Origin of the sequence: Streptomyces sp. NPDC046215 (genome assembly GCF_040646215.1) — a bacterium.
GTDB lineage: Bacteria > Actinomycetota > Actinomycetes > Streptomycetales > Streptomycetaceae > Streptomyces > Streptomyces stramineus.
This window is the reverse complement of record NZ_JBEYZW010000002.1, coordinates 125002-143788: the sequence shown is the minus strand read 5'-3', so window position 1 is coordinate 143788 and position 18787 is coordinate 125002. Positions and strand designations below refer to the sequence as shown.

The following is an 18787-nucleotide window of genomic DNA, read 5'->3' as shown; positions in this document are numbered from 1 at the left end:
TGACCCGGGACGGCACAGGCGCGGCCCACCGGCCGCGCCTCCTCGAACGTCCGTCCGCGGGGGGCGACATGAGTACTCCCACTCCGGTCCGGGTGCTGCGCGGCACCGATCTCCTCGACCTCACCTTCGGCTTCCTCCGGCTGGCCTTCCACAGCGGGCCGGGCCCCCGGCGCCTGATCCGGGCCGATCCGCGGCAGGACGGCCTGCTCGTCGTCACCTTCGGACCGCAGCACGTCCTCGAACAGGCCGTCGACGAGACGGCGCCCGGCGAGCCGAGGGACCTGCCGCTCCGGTCCCTGATCAGCGGCCGCAGCGTCCTGGTCTTCGAGGTGGGGGAGGACGACGAGATCCCCTACAGCGAGGCCGGCCTGCTGGAGGCCATGCAGCGGCTCCCGCTGCGCGTCCTCGACGCCGCCCGCGAGCCCGCGGCTCCGACAGCCACCGTCCGCCTGGCCGAGCCCGCGCCCACCGGCGGCGACGCCACCGCCAGGGCCACCGCCCTGGTCCGGCTGCTGCGCACCACCGCGGAACTGAGCGCCGGATACGGCCTGGAGGCCACCCTCGCCGCCGCCGCGGCCGCCGGCGCTGAGATCACCCACACCTCCGGGGGCGAGGCCGCACCACGAGCGGCGGCCGGCCCCCAGGACCCGCTGGCCGACCCCGACCACCCCTTCACCGGCGTCGAACTGCCCTACCGGCTGCTGCTGTCCCCGTCGCAGAAGGCCCGCTGGACCCACCGGGCCGCGATCGACGACCCCCGGCCCGGAGAGCGGGTCGAGCTGTGGCACACCAGGACGGACGCCCCCACGGCCCGCGCCGTCTGGAACCGCGAACGGGCCCCCGGCCCCCCGCTGCCGCCCCCGGAATTCCGGGTCTCGATGTCCTCCCAGGACCGCGCGCACATCGTCGACCTCACCACCGGACCGGGCCCCGGCACCAGGCCGGTCGACCTCGACAACCTGATGCTGTCGGCCGTCGGCGGCTGGCTCGACAGCCTCGGCGCGTGGCCCGTCCGGCCCCCCGGGATCCCGCTCTCCGAGTGGCGCCACCGCGCGACGATGGGCCGCGACCACTACGTCCGCTTGATCTACGAGGGCTTCCTGTGCCCCTTCGGGCACCGGGCCGCGCTCGTCAAGGTCACCGAGCGGAAGTTCGACGACCCCCGCGCCGCCTACCTGCACCAGCGGTTCTTCGTCCTGGTCCGGCAGCCGCTGCGCACCTACGACGTCAAGACGCCGCTGCCCGGGGGCCCGGGGGGCTCCGGGGACCTCACCAACGTCCTCTTCCCCTTCACCAGCGTCCGCATCGACACCCTCGTGACCCCGAACCTCATCGGCAGCCCGACCGGAGCGGTGGAGTTCTTCCCCGCCACCCGGGCCGAGGACCCCTTCCGGTTCAAGGTGACCGCGGTGGACCACGACGGGCGGATCGTGGAGTTCCGCACCCCGCTGCAATTCGTCCCGGAGACCCGGAGCACCGGGAGCGCCCTCGCCCAGGTCGTAGCGGGGTACAACAGGCTCTCCCCGCTCCCCACCGCCACCGACGCGCCGGCCGACCCTCCCGAGCGGACCCGGGCCGACCTCCAGGGGCAGTCCGTGGCACTCGCCCCCGCCACCAAGCCCGACGACACCCGCCTGGACGTGGCCACCCTCGTGTGGGGCGTCGCGGCACCCCCGGGGCTGGCGCAGCCGGGCCCGGCGGGGCCCGGCGAGGCCCACTTCATCCCCCAGCTCAGCTGGGCCACCGCCACCGTGCCCGCGGCCGGAGCGCTCAGCGGCAACGCCGGGACCGTCCCCGTCAGTTACGCCAAGCGGTACGCGGAATCGGGCTTCAGCAAGGTGGCGGGCGCGGGCCGCGCGGCCAACGCGGGCGAGGTCTTCCTCAACGTGCTCCAGCCGCTGACGATGGACTTCACCTCCCGAAGCGACCGCTCCGGCGGGCTGGTGGCCCCCAGCATGGTGGTCGCGGGCCTCTCGCGCCTGACCGGCCCGATCGCCGGCGGCCCGGGTGCCGACGCCCTCCAGACGTTCGCGGACGGCGGGTTCCGGCCGGCGGACTTCTTCAAGGCACTGGGCGCCAAGCTGCTCGGCGTCATCCCGCTCGAGGAAATGATCAAAAAGATCGACGGGCTGAACGAGCCCCTGAAGGTGCCGAACTTCTTCACCGAGACCATCAGCGCCGTCACCGGCTTCCTCTCCGACCTGCGCCGCGTCCGCGAACTGCTCCAGCGCGAGCCCGGCCGCTACCCGCCCGCCGCCCAGCGCGTGCTCGACAGCGCCCGGACGCTGGTCGACACCATCGCCGCCTTCCTCGCCCAGGAACTCGCCCGGCGGCCCCAGGACCCGCCCGGCCCCCGCACCATCGAGGAGATCGACCGGGCCTTCGACGCCTTCGCCACCGCCCTCACCACCCTCCTCGACACCCTGCCGCCCGACGCCGACCCCGGCGTCCGCACCCTGCTCGTCCGCGCCCAGGAACAGGTCGCCACCTGGACCAGCGCGGCCGGCCGGGCCCTGTCGCTGCGCGACGCCGTCCTGGCCGCCGCGCGGGGGGCGAAACTCCCCGAGACCGTCAACGCGCGGCTGGAGTGGAACCCCGAGATCCAGCCCTGGCCACCGGCCTCCGCCACCCCGATCTTCCGGCCCGACCCGGCCCGCGGACGGTTCTCCCTCGCCGTCGACCTGCGAGGATCACTGCGCCCCGATCTGACCGCCGGCGCCGATATCACCTGCACCCTCGAAGAGTTCACCCTCGTCCTCGCGCCCCCCGTGATGGAGGCCATGGAGCTGACGTTCCAGCGCGTCCGCTTCACCGCGCGCGCCGGCAAGAAGCTCGACGTCGAGATCGTCTTCCGCGGCATCAAGTTCATCGGCCCGCTGGCCTTCGTCGACACCCTGCGCAAGCTCATCCCCATCGACGGCTTCAGCGACCCGCCCGGCCTGCGGGTCACCCCCTCGGGCATCGTCGCCACCTACGCCCTTCCCCTGCCCAACCTCGCCATCGGCGTGTTCAGCCTGGAGAACCTGCGCCTGGCCGCGTCCCTCGACCTGCCGTTCGTCGGCAAGCCGCTGGAGGCGTCGTTCTCCTTCTGCACCCGGCAGGCACCCTTCCGTCTCACCGTCTCGATGCTCGGCGGCGGCGGGTTCTTCGGCATCGTGATCACCCCCGAGCGCGTGGCGGTCCTCGAAGCGGCCCTGGAGTTCGGCGCCGCCCTGTCGATGAACCTCGGCGTCGCCAGCGGCAGCCTGTCCGTGATGGCCGGTATCTACTTCCGGCTGGAGCTCGCCACCGGCACCGCCCGGCTGACCGGCTACTTCAGGGCCCGCGGCGAGGTCGACGTCCTCGGCATCGTCTCCGCCTCCATCGAGATCTACCTCGCCCTGGAATTCGAGACGGCCGGTGGCACGGTCTACGGCCGGGCCCGGATCACGATCAGCATCCACATCGGCTTCTGGTCGCAGTCGGTCACGATCGAGTGCGAGAAGCGGTTCATCGGCTCCGGGCCCCCCGCCCCCGCCCTGCCGGGCCGGGCCGCCACCGAGGCCGCGGACACCCCCCGGCCCCCCACCTTCGCCGAGATGATGGCGCCCTACCCCGACCCGGTGAGCGGCACCCGGCGCGTCCCCGTCGACGAGTACTGCACCGCCTTCGCGGAAGTGAGCTGAACCATGCCCGAGACGATCCGGTGGACCGTACTGCCCGACGGAGTGACCGCCGACGGCAAGCTCCGGCTGACCGTACTGGTCACCCCGAGACTCACCGGCGGCACGGCCCTCAGCGCCTTCCCCGGCTTCCTCCAGTGGCCCCGCACCCTGCTGACCGCGTACCTGCCCGCACTCCAGGTGGCCTTCCGCGGCCCCGGCGGCGCCGCCGCCACCGTCCCCACCACCGTGCAGCCCGACCGCTACCCACCGCCCGACAACGACCTGTGGCGCGCCCTCTTCCCGCCGCAGACCAAGGTGGCCGCCCCCACGTCCGTCACCGCCGCCTTCCTCGCCCAGGGCATCCCGCCCACCCTGCGCTCCTTCCCCGGCCAGGCGGTGCACCGGCAGGTCGACGCCCTGTACGAGACCGCCGTGACCACCACCGCCCGCAGCCGCGCGTTCCCCGGCGGCGGATCGGAGGGCACGCGGCCGGACGGCGGATCCGACACTCCGCCCGCCGCCGCACCGGTCCCCACCTGGGACCACCCCGACGTCTTCGACCTCCTGGTGCCCCTCACCGAGCCCATCAGGAAACTCGCCAGAACAGTCTCCGGCAGCTACCCCCTCGTCGACGGGCTGCTCGAAGGCCGCGGCGACAGCGGCCCCGGCGCCGCGCCCCCCGACCCCTACCGGCCCCGCTTCATGGACCGCACCCGGCCCGACTACCTGAGCCGGGCCGGGATGCTCAACTTCGCCGAGCTCTACCGCTTCTACGACCGGACGCCCCCGCCGACGACCCCCCGCGCCGCCGGCCAGGAACCCCCACCGCCCCCACCGGAGCGCCCGGACTTCGACTTCCACGACGCCTGCGCCCTCCTCGCCGACTACCCGGAACTGCTGCGCCGCTTCGGGCTGGCCGCCGACCTCCTCGTCACCCCGCCGCCCGGCCTCGCCGACCAGTGGCAGGCCCGCGTGGTGTTCGCCGCGGACCAGGGCCACCTCAACCTCGACGAGAGCCTGCGCCCCTGGACGAAACTGCGCTACGCCGCCGGGGCACGCTGCGAGCCGTACGCGACCGACGACGGCTTCCACGGGCGGCGGATGCTCGGCCTGGGCAGCGGCGACATCCTCCTGACCGACCTCGACCTCGACGGCGCGGCGATGAAGTACGTCGAGTTCGCGCGCATCGTCGAGCAGACCCCGGCCGGCTCCACCGACCCCGAACACCAGGGCAGCACGGCCCCGGAGGTCACCGCTCCGCCGGCGCTCCACGGCGCCGGCATCACCGTTCTCCTGGACGGCCGCGACGCGCTGCTGGCCCGGGAGATGGAGCACGACGCGCGGCACGTCGCCGGCGTCGACCCCGACGGCGCGCCCCTGGCCGCCGCCGTGCTCGAAGCCTCCCACCTGGTCCGCGGCTACCGCGTCGACGTTGGCCTGGTCGACGGGCGCACCGGGCGGGTCACCGCCTGGCGCCCGCTGTGCGCCCGCACCGGCTCCTACGCCCTCCGGCGGCCCGGCGCGCCACCGGTGCCCCTCCAGGTGCGCCCCGACGAGGGCCACGTCAAGGCCGGCGCCGTCACCCAGGACCGGACCCGGGCCGACCACCTCTACGTGCACCAGGCGCTGTTCGGCTGGCACGGCTGGTCCCTGGCCGCCCCGCTCCCCGGCCGGACCATCGGCGCCGACAACCGGCCCCAGGTGCCCGACCCGGAGGTCTCCGCGGACTTCCCCCTGGACACGAAGTTCCGGCCGGCCCCCGGCACCCTGCCGCCCCTGCGCTACGGGCGGACCTACCGGCTGCGCGCCCGCCTCGTCGACCTCGCGGGCAACAGCCTCGGCCCCGGCACGGACCCGGCCGGCACCCTGGAGGGGAGAGCGACGGCCCCTCACACCTACCGGCGCTGGGAGCCCGTTCCGCCGCCCGTGACCGTCCCCAAGTGGGCTTTCCTGGAAGGCGAGTCGGAGCCCCGGATGGTGATCCGCTCCACCGTCACGGACGACGGCTCGCCGCTGCGCCCCGACGAGTGGGCCGCCCAGCGCAACGGCCAGGTCCCCGACCACGAGCGGGAGAGCCCCGTCGACGGCCTCGACCGGCGCTACCGCTCCTTCGACGAACGTCACGTGTCGCCCCCCAAGAGCTCCCTGCAGATGGCCGAGCAACACGGCGCCTACGACGCCGCCTTCGGGCCCGAGCGGCCGGCCGCGGTGCGCGCCCGGTACTTCGCGGCGGCCTCCCGGGAGGAGGGCACCTACCTCGACCCGGTGGTCCGCCGGGCGGAGAACCCCGACCTCGTCCACCGGCCGCGGATCCGGGTCGCCAAGCACAACGTCCACGACACCGTGCCGCTCACCCGGCTGCCCGTCCCGCGCGGCGACGGCCTCCGGCCCGGCGAGTACATCGTCCACGAGGACGGCGAGCTGGTGCTGCCCTACCTGCCCGACGTGCCGGTGCGCGGCGTGTCCCTGCGCGGCCTGCCCGGCGCGAACCCCAACGAGACCTACGACTTCCCCGGGCCGTGGCCCCAGGCCCGCCCGTTCCGGCTGAAGATCGTGGAAGGGGACCGGTCACCGGTGTGGGGCGGGCCGCTCAACCGCGAGCTCACCGTCTTCCTGCCCAAGTCCACCTTCGCGACGGTCAGGATGAGCTGCCGGATCGACGTCGCGGACCTGGAACTCTTCCGGGCCTGGCAGCTGCTCACCGCGTCGAAGCTGTGGAACGATCCCGCGACCGGCCTGCCCCAGGCGAAGAAGGACGAGCTGACGGCGGCCTCCGCCGACGGCGAGAACTGGCTGATCACCCCGTGGACCGAGCTCACCCTCGTGCACGCCGTCGAAAAGCCCCTGAAGGCCCCCGAGTGCGGAAACCTGCGGTTCGGCCGCGCCGCCGAGCAGACCTTCGCCGACGTCGGCGGCGAGGTCCGCACGCACTCCGCGAGCACCGACCGGATCGACATCGAGGCCACCTGGACCGAGTGGACCGACGACGTCACCGAGTCCGTGCCGCGGCAGAGCGACGGCCACGACCGGGCCGGCGACGTGACCATCCTGCGCGGCCTGGACAACCAGCGCTTCGGCATCCGGCACGAGTTCCGCGACACCCGGCACCGCAACATCACCTACACCCCCGTGGCGACCACCCGGTTCCGGGAGTACTTCCACCCGGCGATCACCGCACGGCCCGAGCTGATCACCCGGCGGGGCCCGGGCAGCGCGGGCCCGGCGGGCGAGGGCTGGCCCGTCCCCAGCTCACGGCGGCCCGAACCGCCGCTGGTCCGCCACCTCGTGCCCACGTTCGGCTGGGAGCGCTCCGTCGACCACCAGGCGCACCGGGTGACCCAGGTCCGCCGGCACGCCGGCCTCCGCGTCCACCTGGGCCGCCCCTGGTTCTCCTCGGGAGACGACGAGCTCCTCGCGGTCGTCCTCGACCCCGGCGGCGCCACCGATCCCCGGCTGCCGGACGAGCTGGTCACCCGGTACGGCATCGACCCCGTATGGGCGGACGGCACCGCCCTGCCCCGCCCCACGGCCGAACACTTCCCCAACGCCGTGCTCACCGCCGCCGATGTCGCCCTCGCCGAACCGGTCGCCGGGGCTACGGAGGCCGTGACGGTCGTGGCGTTCGAACCCGTCTACGACAAGCGGCAGAAGCTGTGGCGCTGCGACATCGACGTGGACCTCGGCCCCACCGCCGGCGGGACCGCCTACTTCCCCTACGTGCGGCTCGCCCTCGCCCGCTACCAGCCGCACTCCGTGGATCCGCTCCACCTGTCGAAGGTGGTCACGGCGGAGTTCTCCCAGCTCGTGCCCGACCGCACGGTCACCGCCGCCATGACGGAGGACGGCCGGATCGGCGTCGAACTGAGCGGACCGGTCACCGTCGACGAGGTCGGCGAGCTGGTGGGCCCCGGGGTGCCCGGCATGGCGGCGAGCCGGCGCGTGACCGCCACGATCCAGCGGCGCGCGCTAGGCTCCGGCGACCTGGACTGGGCCGCCACCGGGCCCGCCGTCACGCTCGGCTGCGTGCAGCGCGGCACCGGTTTCGCCTGGACGGGCGTGCTGACCCCGCCCCCGCCGCAGCTGCCGGTCCTGTCGCTGTACCGGCTCGTGATCGAGGAGCACGAGACCTACCGCACGGACCCGACGACGGCCACCGGAACGGTCACCGCCGGCGGGGTCGCGCACCCGGTGGGCCACCGCCTGATCCACGCGGACACCTTCCGGCTGACCACCACCGTGCTGGGGAGGGTCGTCCTTCAGGAGTAGCCCGTTCCGGGGGAGGGGGAGTCAGCGGCCCCAGCGCAGGGCGGGTGTCTGGACCGGCGCGTCCCACAGGCGGAGCATCTCGCCGTCCACCTGGCACAGCGTCACGGAGGCCCCCGCCATGTCGAGCGAGGTGACGTAGTTGCCCACGAGTGTCCGGGCCACCGGCACGTCGCGCTCGCGCAGCACCCGGTGGACCTCCGCGGCGAAGCCGTACAGCTCCAGCAGCGGGGTCGCGCCCGCGCCGTTGACGAGCGCCAGTACCGGCCCGTTCGGCCGCAGGTCGCCGAGGACCGCGTCCACGGCGAAGTCCGCGATCTCCCCCGACGTCATCATCGCCCGGCGCTCCCGGCCGGGCTCCCCGTGGATGCCGACGCCCAGCTCCAGCTCCCCGTCCGGGAGGTCGAAGGTGGGGGAGCCCTTGGCGGGCGTCGTGCACGCGCCGAGCGCCACGCCGAAGCTCCGCGAGGACTCGTTCACCCGGCGGGCGAGGGCCTCCACCCGCTCCAGGGGCGCCCCCTCCTCGGCGGCGGCCCCCGCGATCTTCTCCACGAAGAGCGTGGCACCGGTGCCGCGGCGGCCCGCGGTGTACGTGCTGTCGACGACGGCGACATCGTCGTTGACGAGCACGCTGGCGACCTGAATGCCCTCGTCCTCGGCCAGCTCGGCGGCCATGTTGAAGTTGAGCACGTCGCCCGTGTAGTTCTTGACGATGAACAGCACCCCCGCGCCGCTGTCCACGGCGGCGGCCGCCCGCACCATCTGATCGGGAACCGGCGAGGTGAAGACCTCCCCGGGGCAGGCGGCGTCGAGCATCCCGGCCCCGACGAACCCCCCGTGCAGCGGCTCGTGCCCGGACCCACCGCCCGAGACGAGCCCCACCTTGCCGGCGACGGGCGCGTCACGCCGGACGATGACGCGCCCCTCGACATCGACGGTCAGCTCGGGGTGCACGGCCGCCATGCCCCGCAGGGCATCGGCGACGACGGTCTCGGCGACGTTGATGAGCATTTTCATGCGGGGCTCCTCGGATGTTGGGCGGATAGACCGCTGACTTGTGTTTTCGCAGGTCAGCAGTGGTATGGGTGATAGTTGACCTTGGCGGGCTCCGGCGGCCTGCGGCGACCTCTGGCGGGTCTGATGCCGGCTTTGCTGACTGGCCATCAGGTGTCCCGAACTGCGTCGCCGGACCAGGGAACAGTATCGAGACGGGGGTGGATGCGGGAGCACCGGTAGATCATGCTCGCTGACCGCGTCGGCGCCCCGGGCGCATGGGCTGACGGGTCGCCTAGGGCGTCTGACGCGCGTTGGCTGGCAGGAGAATGAGAATCATCTGTCAAGCGGTTTGACGATGGCGGTGAGATCGCGCGCGTGCAGAGCGTGGAGGAGGCCCTCGCCTTCGACGATCGACCAGGCACGGCCGACGTGCCCGGATACTGCTGTTCATGGCGAGGGGAAAGGCGCTGCTGGGCCTCGGGGACGAGGCCGAGGGCATCCGGCAGCTCGACCTGGCGGCCCGGGAGGCCGAGTCCTCCGGCTACGAGGGCGGCGCGGTACGGGCGCTCGGTGCGCTGCTGCGGGTATCGGCGGACGAGGGGTTGCGGGCACGGTACGACACGGCGCTGGGGCGGCTCACGGTCCGTTCGTGACCGTGCGTCGGCGCGACTGACGGCTCGGAGCCGGAGCGCCGCCGGACGTGAGTGGGACATCAGCCGCACGTGTGCGGGACATCAGCGGGCCCGGCAAAGATGGTCACATTACGGGAATGCACCGCGAAATCCACACCCTCGTTCGTGGACCTCGCGGGCGAGCCGGTCGCGTTCCCGCACCGTCGAGGGCTGTGCGCCCCGGGCCGCAGCCGAGGCCGGACATCGGCAAGTCGGCGATGTGCCGTGAGTAGGCAGAAAAAGGAAGGCTGCATGGAGTTCCGTGTATTGGGGACGGTTTCCGTGGTGTCGGAGCGCGGAGAACCTCTCCCGCTCGGCCCCGCCAAGCGCCGCAGCCTGCTCGCCATGCTGCTGCTGCGCCCCAACGCGGAAGTCGCCGTCGACCGGCTCACCGAGGCCCTGTGGGACGAGGAACCCCCCAGGCACTCCCGGACCGTGGTGCAGGGCCATGTCTGCCGGCTGCGGACCCTGCTCGACGAGCACCGGGCAGCGGCTCACGGTGTCGAACTCGCCACCCGGAGCGGGGCGTACGTCCTGCGGCTGCCCGACCCCGGGACACTGGTGGACGCCCGCCGCTTCGAGGAACTGCTCCGGCTCGCCCGGACACGGCACGAGCCGGGCGAGGCCGTGGCCCTGCTCCGCGAGGCACTCGGGCTGTGGCAGGGCCCCGCGTTCGCCGGGACGGTGGGCGGCCGGGCGCTGGAGGCCGCCGCGCACGAGCTGGAGGAACTGCGGCTGGTCGCCGTGGAGGAACTGGCCGGCGCCCACGGGCGGCTCGGCGAGCACGGTACGGCGGCAGCCGTGCTGCGCGCCGAGGCCGTCGCGCACCCGCTGCGGGAGCCGCTGATCGCGGCCCTGATGCTGGCCCTGGGCAGAGCCGGCCGGCAGTCGGAAGCGCTGGACTGGTTCCACCGCACCCGGCTGCTGCTGGCCGATCAGCTCGGCGTCGATCCCGGAGCGGTGCTCACCGACGCGTACACCGCTCTCCTGCGGGCCGATCTTCCACAGGACGACGCCCCCACGGCCGCGGCGGTTCTGACGGCTCCTACGACCGTGTCCGCGGCCGACGTCCCGCAGCTGCTGCCACGCCGGCCCGGAGGCTTCACCGGACGGCAGCCCGAACTGGCCGCGCTCGACCGGGCCACCGTGGGCGCGCCCGGCCCCATCGCCCTGATCACCGGAAGCGCCGGGGTGGGAAAGACCGCCCTCGCCCTGCACTGGGCGCACCGGCACGGCGCCGACTTCCCCGGCGGCCGGCTCTTCGCCGACCTGCGTGGCTACAGTTCCACCCCGGCCCGCGACACCACGCTGGTGCTCCGTGGATTCCTGCTCGCGCTCGGCGTTCCGGCCGAGGCGATGCCCGAGACCCCCGAAGCCATGGGCGCCCGCTACCGCGCCCTCACCGCCGGACGCCGGATGCTGGTCGTCCTCGACAACGCCCGCGCCTCCGAGCACATACGCCCCCTGCTGCCCGGCGGGGAGGACTGCGTCACCATCGTCACCAGCCGCGACCGCCTCGGCGGGCTCGTCGCCTCGGACGCGGCCCGTCCCGTTCCGCTCGCCGAACTCCCGGCCGCCGAGTCCACCGCGCTGCTCGCCGCCGTCCTCGGCGAGGACGTCGTCGCGGCCGAACCCGAGGCCGCCGTGCACCTGGCCGGCCTGTGCGACGGGCTGCCCCTCGCCCTGCGCGCCGCCGCCGCCCGCCTCGCTACCCGCCCGCACGCAGGCGGCCTGGCCGCCCTGGCCGGTGAACTCGCCGACGAGCAAGCCAGGTTGGACCTGCTGAACGTGGAGGGCGCCGGTGTGGCCACCGCCCTCGGCCTCACCGTCCAGCATCTGCCCGGCCCGGCCCGCCGGTTGTTCCGACAGCTCGGCCTGCACACCGGCCCCACCCTCGACACCAGCACGGCCGCCACTCTCGCCGACTGCCCTCCCGGCCGGGCCGCCACCGCACTGGATCAGCTCGCAGCCACCCACCTGGTCATCGAATCGGGCCCGCGCTCCTACGCGGTGCACGACCTCGTACGCCTCTACGCCCGCAGCCTGGCCTCCGAGCCCGACCCGGACGGGCTGCTGCGCCTCCTCGATCACTGACTGCACACCCTCCTTGCCGCGTGTGGCCGGCGCTTACGGACCGTTGTTAGCGGACTGTTAGGGCACTGTTGGCGCGCGGTGGAAGGCTGATGTGCGCAAGCAGACCGCGCAGCTGGAAGGAAGCCCGTGCGCAGTTCACCGTCACCGCAGCACCCCTCGCCCCGTTCTTCGTCGCTGAGCCGCCGCGCTTGGAGGGCCGGTGCGTACGCGGCGGCGGCAGCCGTCGTCACGGCGGCGGCCCTCACCGCCGGCCCCCAGGCGTCGGCCCGCCCCGCCGAGCCGGCGCCCGCCGCCGCGGGCGGTACCGAGGCCGCCGACAACAAGCCGCCCGCGGGCTTCGCCTCCTGGGGCGGGCTGGCGGCCGCGCAGAAGCCGCTGAGCGAGGCCGCGAACGCCATCGAGGACGCGCTCGGCGACTCGCCGGCCTTCTCCTCCCTCACCGTGTCCGTCGAGGACCGGTCGGTGACCCTGTACCACAAGGGCGATGCGGACCAGGTCGAGGCGGCCGTGGCACCCCAGCGCGCCAAGGGCGTACGGGTGGAGCTGCGCTCGGCTCCGTACAACAGGAGCGAGTTGAAGGAGGCGGCCGGCAAGGTCATGGGGCAGCCGCTCACCATCGACGGACAGCCGACCACCGTGCACTCGGCCGGCGCCCGGGCCGACGGATCGGGGCTCCTCCTCCAGGGCGAACCGCTGCGCGTCAACGGCGCGGCCCGCTCCGCCCCGCGCAGCGTGGCCCCCGAGGTGCCGTGGACCGGCACGGTGACCGAGGTGTCGACGACGCTGGACTCCCGTGAGAAGGACGAACCCCTGCACTCGGGCGGCATGCTGCTCCGGGGGCGCTACAAGGGCGGCCCGATCTGCACTTCGGGCTTCGTCGTCTCGTGGCCCCAGCGGAACATGGACTACCTGATGACCGCCGCGCACTGCGAGAAGGAATCAGGCTCCGGCAAGAAGTGGTACGCCGGCGATCAGGACACCAAGGTGGGCTCGATCTCGGACAGCTGGGAGAAGTACGACACCGCACTCATTCCGACGCACGGCGGCAACCTGCACACCTTCACGGCCTGGGCCGGCCAGCCGATCTACCGGCAGCCCCAGAGCATCGTGAAGGTGAACCGCGCGTCGCACTCCTACGTGGGCGAGTACCTGTGCGCCTCCGGCTCCCTGTCGGGGGAGGTCTGCAACCTCAAGGTCGCGGAGGGCCGGCACTTCACCCGGTACAAAGAATTCAGCGTCACCACCGAGGTGTACACCCTGAAGAACACTGTGCCCAACGTCATCACCGCGATGAAGGGCGACAGCGGCGGTCCTGTCTTCAGCCGCAACGTCGACAACACCGTCGTGGCCAGGGGCCTCATCAGCTCCGGCATCGGAAACGGGACCACCTGCAGCAATCCGGCGGTGAACAATTCGCCGGTCCCGTGCTACCGCAACATCAATATGACCGATGTGGTCGACGTACTGAACATGCATCAAGGCATGAAGATCACCGACTGATATCAGGAGACCACCATGAAGAGGACAACCGGCCTCATCGGCCTGCTCGCTTTCGCCTGCGCGACCGTCGTGGCGCTTCCGACCACGGCGTCCGCAGCGGGCGACGCTCCCGGACTGATCAAGAATGTGCAGACCGGCCTGTGCCTGGACGGCAACAACGCCGGCAGTGTCTACACCCATGGCTGTGACGGGGGCAACCCCTACCAGCGCTGGTACCGCCATGAGGGTTCGCTGGGGGTCATGCTGCAGAGCAGCCAGACCGGCCTCTGCCTCTCGGGCAAGGGGCCGGGCAAGGACGACCTCTACGCCACCGCGTGCAATTCCGGTGACACCAAGCAGTGGTGGGAAATGAGGAACGTGCGCGACAACGTCTACACGCTGATGAACTATCAGAACCGGAAGGCCATCGACTCCAACGCGAAGGGCAACGCGTACCTGCACCAGTACGGCGGGAACGGAAACCCGTATCAGCACTGGACCATGTGACACCGTCAGCTCTGCTGATTCTTGTCCCGGTTCTCCCGTTGCCGTCGGGCGCCCCCACCGCGTACGCGGTGGGGGCGCAGCTCGCTGCGGTCCGGCGGGCCAAGGTGCTCGACCGCGATGCGGGTGCGGATGTGCGCGATCTTCCGGGCATCGCCGTTCGCTGGGCCGACTGCCGGTTCGCCTCCTGGAACTGCTTCACCTTGACGGACGTGGGCGCGGACGCAGGGCTCGCCGGGCGTCGTCTGCGCCGGGCCGCGGACATCATGGGCGCGAAGAAGCGTCCAGGCTTCCTGTGGCTCGTCGAGGACCTCCTCGACGAGGAGGGAGGCGGTCACAGCATGACCGCCTCGGGAACACCTACACGGCCAGAGTCTGTCGCCCTGGTGGCCACCTGGCGACCGGACCGCCGGAAAGACACGTCCCCCACGGGCCCGGTCGGCTGGACCCCAGCCGGCCCCGGCATCCGGTGGCCGGCCCCGCGGCCGTGGCTTGCGCCCGCTGGACGGCCTCGGCCGGCAGATGCTCGACGGACTCCCGCACACCCCCGGCGAGCGGGCCCGGGAGCCGACCGGAGCCGCGCCACCCCCGCACGGCGCTCCGGCCGCGCCGTTCGCAGCGAATTGCCGCAAACTGCTGTATGAGGGCCGGCGCGGCGCCGGCAACGGGAGAGTGGTCGGCGTGTTGGATGTCCCGCTCTGGCTGTGGGCGGTATTCGCCGTGGCGGTGGTGGTGTCCCTGACCGTGGACCTGCTGGCTCACCGCAAGGCGCACGTCATCGGCTTCAAGGAGGCCGTCACCTGGAGCGGGCTGTGGGTCGGCCTCGCTCTGATCTTCGGCGCGGTGGTCTTCCTCGTCCTCGGCACGACGGCCGGAACGGAGTACACCACCGCGTGGCTGCTGGAGAAGAGCCTGTCGGTCGACAACCTGTTCGTCTTCGCGGTGATCTTCAGCTACTTCAAGGTCCCCCGCGCCTATCAGCACCGCGTCCTGTTCTTCGGCGTCATCGGTGCCCTGGTCTTCCGTGGCATCTTCCTCGCCCTCGGCGTGGCCGTGGTCAGCCGCTTCACCGCCGTCCTGTTCGTTTTCGCCGCGATCCTCTTTTACAGCACCTACAAGCTCCTCAAAGACGAAGAGGAAACCTTCGATCCTGGTAAGAGCTTCGCCGTGCGCGCCCTCAGGAAGATCGTTCCCGTCCGGGACGAGTACGCCGGCATGAAGTTCTTCGTCACCGAGGCCGGCAAGCGGGTGGCCACGCCGTTGCTCGCGGTGGTCGCCGCGATCGAGGCGGCCGACCTGATCTTCGCTGTCGACAGCGTCCCGGCCGTCCTCGCGGTCAGCGACGACGCCTTCATCGTTTACACCAGCAACGCCTTCGCCATTCTGGGGCTGCGGGCCCTGTATTTCATGCTCGCCGGCCTCCTGGATCGCTTTCATTACCTCAACGTCGGCTTGGCGATCATCTTGTCCTTCATCGGCGTCAAGCTCATCCTCCAGGCGTCCCACAAGATGATCAGCTCCGACATCCCGGAGATTCCCTCCCCGGTGAGCCTGGCGGTCATCGTCACGATCCTGGCCGCGTCCGTCGTGCTCAGCATGCGCCGGCCCCCCGCCCCCGGCGAAGCACCCCCCGGCGGTCCCGCAGACAAGGGGCCTGACCAGCGACCGGGTCCACCCCCGTCCGCGTGAGCGATGCACTCTCCCGCAACAGGAACTACTGCTGAAGGTCGGCCGGCAGAGGGCCTCGCGCAGGGGGCTGCGGAAGGTGCCGGCGTCGGGTCGCTCATTGACCGCACTCAGCGACGGGTGCCGGTGTCCTCCGGGTCCGGGTCGGGTGAGGCGCTCCGACGAGCGGCCGAGGCCCGCCACTCCTGCTGGAGCATGGCGTACACCAGGTCGTCCCGCCATGCCCCCTTGAAGAACTCCGTTCCGAGGAAACGGGCCTCCCTGCGCATGCCCAGCCGTTCGAGGAGGCCGGTGGAGGCGGTGTTGTCCGCGTGGCAGCGGCCGATCACGCGGTGCAGCCCCAGTGCGTCGAATCCCAGACGCAGGACGGCGAACGCGGCCTCGGTGGCGAAGCCCTTGCCCTGGTAGGACGGGTGGAAGACACAGCCGAGCTCGCCCTGGCGGTGTTCCGCGCTGAGCAGGACCAGCTCGACCTGTCCGACGACCGTCCCCGCGCCCGGCTCGACGACCGCCAGGCTGAGACAGTCCCCGTCCGAGACCAGTTCGGTCTCCCGGGTCATCTGCTCCACCGCCACCCGGACGTCGTCCTGCCCGCGCGGTTCCCACCGCATGAAACGGGCGACGTCGGGCCGGCGCTGGTAGTCGCCGACGTCTTCGGCGTCCTCAGAGCGGAACGGACGAAGTATCAGCCGGTCGGTGGTGAGAGGGAAGTTGATGCACGGCATCGGGTGACTGTACCCGGGCGTCGCGAAGGCAGTACCTCAGCCCCCGCAGACCTGAGGAGCATGCATAGGGTTACCTGTTCGTTCCATGACAGACGTCAGCGAACAGACACCCGCTTCACTCAGGCTCGAACGCCGGCCCTGCGCGAGGCCGTGCGGTCCTGGTGCACCGACCACCACGTCGACTACCTCGACATGTGGGAGCCGCTGCGCGACAACAACGATCTGCTCGTCGACGGCCTGCCCCCCATACCCGAAGGACATCAGGCGCTCTACCAGCACCTCAACGTCCTCGGCCGCTGAGCCTGGAGCCGGATAACCGAGGCGCAGCCGCAGACGAGCACCGTCATCGCCGGCCTCGACGGGCCGCACCTGCTGCCCTCTACCGCCCGGCAACGGCCCCGCCCCCGGACAGTGCGGTGAGGTGCGGGGTCACCGGTCCGGGGGCCGGCCGTCTTTCGGATTCTCCGGGTACTCGGAGCAGTCCGGGTTGCGGCAGCGGCCGGGGGTCCACACGGGCACGAAGATTCCGAACGTCTTGCGCCGCCCTTTTATGGTCATGGTCAGAGGCTGCTCGCAGACAGGGCACAGGCGCTGTCCCTGAGGCCCGGTCTCGTGCTGTTTGTTGCCCATTTTCTTACCCCTGGGTCCTGTGGTCGGAGAAAGAGGGGCCGGGGAGCAGCGGGCATTGATCAGTGCGCCGGGCGGTGCGGTTCCTCCGGTTCCTGGCTCTGCCGTGCGCGTGCCCTGCCGCCGGGCCCGGGGTTCTCGGGGGCCGTCTCGTCGGACGGGGAGGCCGCCTTCGTGGTCGTCGAGGCGGAAGCGGTGGGGGAGGGGGACGGTCGGCGCAGGCTGAGCACCACGGATCCGGCCAGGACGGTCACGATGACCGCGAGGCTGACGGGTGAGGGGATTTCCGGGATGCCAGGGCTGATCGTCTTGTGGGACGCCTGGAGGACGAGTTTGACGCCGATGAAGGCGAGAATGATCGCCAGGCCGGTGTTCAGGTAGTGGAAGCGGTCCAGGAGGCCGGCGAGCAGGAAGTACAGCGCGCGCAGGCCGAGGATGGCGAAGGCGTTGCTGGTGTAGACGATGAAGGCGTCGTCGCTGACGGCCAGGACGGCGGGGACGCTGTCGACGGCGAAGACCAGGTCGGCGGCCTCGACCGCGGCAATCACCGCGAGCAGTGGCGTGGCCACCCGCTTGCCGGCTTCCCTGACGAAGAACTTCGCGCCGGCGTACTCGTCCCTCACCGGCATGACCTTGCGGAGCAGCCGCACGGCGAAGCTCTTGCCCGGGTCGAAGCTCTCCTCGTCGTTCTTGAGGAGTTTGTAGGTGCTGTAGAAGAGGACGGCGGCGAAGGCGAACAGGACGGCGGTGAAGCGGCTGACCACGGCGACGCCGAGGGAGAGGAAAACGCCGCGGAAGACCAGGGCGCCGATGACGCCGAAGAACAGCACGCGGTGCTGGTAAGCGCGGGGCACCCTGAAGTAGGCGAAGATCACGGCGAAGACGAACAGGTTGTCGACCGACAGGCTCTTCTCCAGCAGCCACGCGGTGGTGTACTCCGTCCCGGCCGTCGTGCCGAGGACGAGGAAGACGACTCCGCCGAAAACCAGGGCGAGCCCCACCCATAGGCCGCTCCAGGTGGCGGCCTCCTTGAAGCCGATCACATGCGCCGCGCGGTGGGCCAGCAGATCCACCGTCAGGGAGACGACCACCGTCGCGGCGAACGCCGCCCACAGCCAGAGCGGAACTTCGAGCACGCTGATCACTTCCCTGGTGGCCCGCGCTCACGTGCGGGCCAGGACGCCTGCCATTGCCTGGTGCGGGCGCGCCGGTTGTGCCGACTCAGGCAACCGCGCTTGCCCATTTACTCGGAGATTACTCGCGGTTGCAGACCATAAGGTAGTCAAGTAATCGTTTAAAAAAGGTAATTGGCGCAAGGGCTTCGACGTGCGCCCCCCGAGTGCGAAGCTCTTGGGGCGCGGGGGTGAGAATGCACCCTCCCGCGGGGACAAGGGCGGTGGCCCCCTCCCGAGCAGCACCCCGGCCGCCCGGCCTCACCGGGTTCCGTGGGATGACGGCACGGCTCGGGCCGTCGGCGGGCCTCTACATGACGGGGGACGGACGGCACTTGGTGACAGGTCGCTCCGGCGGCGCGCCCGCTGTCCGGGAGTGTGTCCGGGACCTGGCACCACGTTCCGCCAAGCGCCGGGGTGAAGAAGGCCGGCGGCCCCGGTTCGCCGCCGACTTGGGCTCCCCCAGCCGGTCGGCCATCTGCCGCCGTTCCCCGAATTGCGGAATTCACCGGGCCGCAAAAAGCCGGGTGGCGATCCTGTGGCCGAAAAACGACCCAGAGGTTGCGACCGCGCGGAACATGGCGAGAGTTCCGCCACGGAATGCTGTACTCCGGTGCGACCGCACCCGGAAGTAGCCGCTCCGCAGCGATAACCGGCCGGTGAGGCAAGGGGCTTGCGAGCTGGCGCAGGGGCTCGTGGCGGCACAAAGCGGCTGCTCGGCGCGGTCCCGGTGCGCGTTCAGGCCGACCCGGTGGCCTGTCATGGCTGTGATCCAGCCGTTGGCCGCATAAACAGAGCGCTAACTTTCAGGTCATCCTTCCGGCCACCGTTGACCCGTCCATGGCCAACGCTTAGTGTCTCGATGTCGCCCTTCCCGGCCTTGTGCGTGGTGCATAAATCGAGAGGGTTGTGTGCCATGTATGCGG

General features: G+C 71.8%; 11 protein-coding genes and 1 pseudogene. 9 read left to right on the top strand and 3 right to left on the bottom strand.

Features of this window, described 5'->3' with window-relative positions; genetic code table 11:
• Positions 1–68: 68 nt before the first annotated feature.
• Together ABZ951_RS01720 and ABZ951_RS01715 are read left to right on the top strand one after the other, a co-directional pair.
• Positions 69–3665, top strand: coding sequence for a hypothetical protein (locus tag ABZ951_RS01720; RefSeq protein ID WP_344092367.1), 3597 nt, complete (start codon positions 69–71; stop codon positions 3663–3665).
• Positions 3666–3668: 3 nt separating this feature from the next.
• A complete protein-coding gene (locus ABZ951_RS01715) occupies positions 3669–7910 on the top strand; it encodes a hypothetical protein (RefSeq protein ID WP_344092364.1) in 4242 nt (1413 codons plus the stop codon).
• A gap of 21 nt (positions 7911–7931) precedes the next feature.
• On the opposite strand, the gene dhaK is transcribed toward ABZ951_RS01715, so the two are convergent.
• Positions 7932–8924: a dihydroxyacetone kinase subunit DhaK gene (dhaK, locus tag ABZ951_RS01710; RefSeq protein WP_344092362.1), complete on the bottom strand. Its 993-nt coding sequence runs from the start codon at positions 8922–8924 to the stop codon at positions 7932–7934.
• A gap of 428 nt (positions 8925–9352) precedes the next feature.
• Here dhaK and ABZ951_RS01705 point away from each other — a divergent pair, with 428 nt between their 5' ends.
• The 6 genes and pseudogenes from ABZ951_RS01705 to ABZ951_RS01680 all read left to right on the top strand — a co-directional run bounded on the left by ABZ951_RS01705 (position 9353) and on the right by ABZ951_RS01680 (position 15340).
• Positions 9353–9556 carry a hypothetical protein gene (locus tag ABZ951_RS01705; protein WP_344092360.1) on the top strand — a complete coding sequence of 68 codons (204 nt, stop codon included), beginning with the start codon at positions 9353–9355 and terminating at the stop codon, positions 9554–9556.
• 270 nt (positions 9557–9826) lie between these two features.
• Positions 9827–11668, top strand: a complete 1842-nt coding sequence (locus tag ABZ951_RS01700; protein WP_344092358.1) for a BTAD domain-containing putative transcriptional regulator — start codon at positions 9827–9829, stop codon at positions 11666–11668.
• A 126-nt stretch (positions 11669–11794) separates the two neighbouring features.
• Complete coding sequence (locus ABZ951_RS01695; RefSeq protein WP_344092356.1) at positions 11795–13168, top strand: hypothetical protein; 1374 nt, start codon at positions 11795–11797, stop codon at positions 13166–13168.
• 15 nt (positions 13169–13183) lie between these two features.
• Positions 13184–13654 carry an RICIN domain-containing protein gene (locus ABZ951_RS01690; protein WP_344092354.1) on the top strand — a complete coding sequence of 157 codons (471 nt, stop codon included), beginning with the start codon at positions 13184–13186 and terminating at the stop codon, positions 13652–13654.
• Positions 13655–13722: 68 nt separating this feature from the next.
• A pseudogene (locus tag ABZ951_RS01685) lies at positions 13723–13977 on the top strand (GNAT family N-acetyltransferase); the annotation flags it as partial.
• 355 nt (positions 13978–14332) lie between these two features.
• Positions 14333–15340 (top strand): TerC family protein, encoded by a 1008-nt coding sequence (locus ABZ951_RS01680; RefSeq protein WP_344092352.1) that lies wholly within the window; start codon positions 14333–14335, stop codon positions 15338–15340.
• 107 nt (positions 15341–15447) lie between these two features.
• Here the strand turns inward: ABZ951_RS01680 and ABZ951_RS01675 are convergent, their stop codons facing one another.
• On the bottom strand, positions 15448–16062 hold the full coding sequence (locus ABZ951_RS01675; protein ID WP_344092350.1) for a GNAT family protein: 615 nt from the start codon (positions 16060–16062) through the stop codon (positions 15448–15450).
• A gap of 60 nt (positions 16063–16122) precedes the next feature.
• Here ABZ951_RS01675 and ABZ951_RS01670 point away from each other — a divergent pair, with 60 nt between their 5' ends.
• A complete protein-coding gene (locus ABZ951_RS01670; RefSeq protein WP_361278478.1) occupies positions 16123–16362 on the top strand; it encodes an SGNH/GDSL hydrolase family protein in 240 nt (79 codons plus the stop codon).
• Between the two features lie 389 nt (positions 16363–16751).
• On the opposite strand, the gene ABZ951_RS01665 is transcribed toward ABZ951_RS01670, so the two are convergent.
• Positions 16752–17825: a TerC/Alx family metal homeostasis membrane protein gene (locus ABZ951_RS01665; RefSeq protein ID WP_344092346.1), complete on the bottom strand. Its 1074-nt coding sequence runs from the start codon at positions 17823–17825 to the stop codon at positions 16752–16754.
• Between the last annotated feature and the right edge of the window lie 962 nt (positions 17826–18787).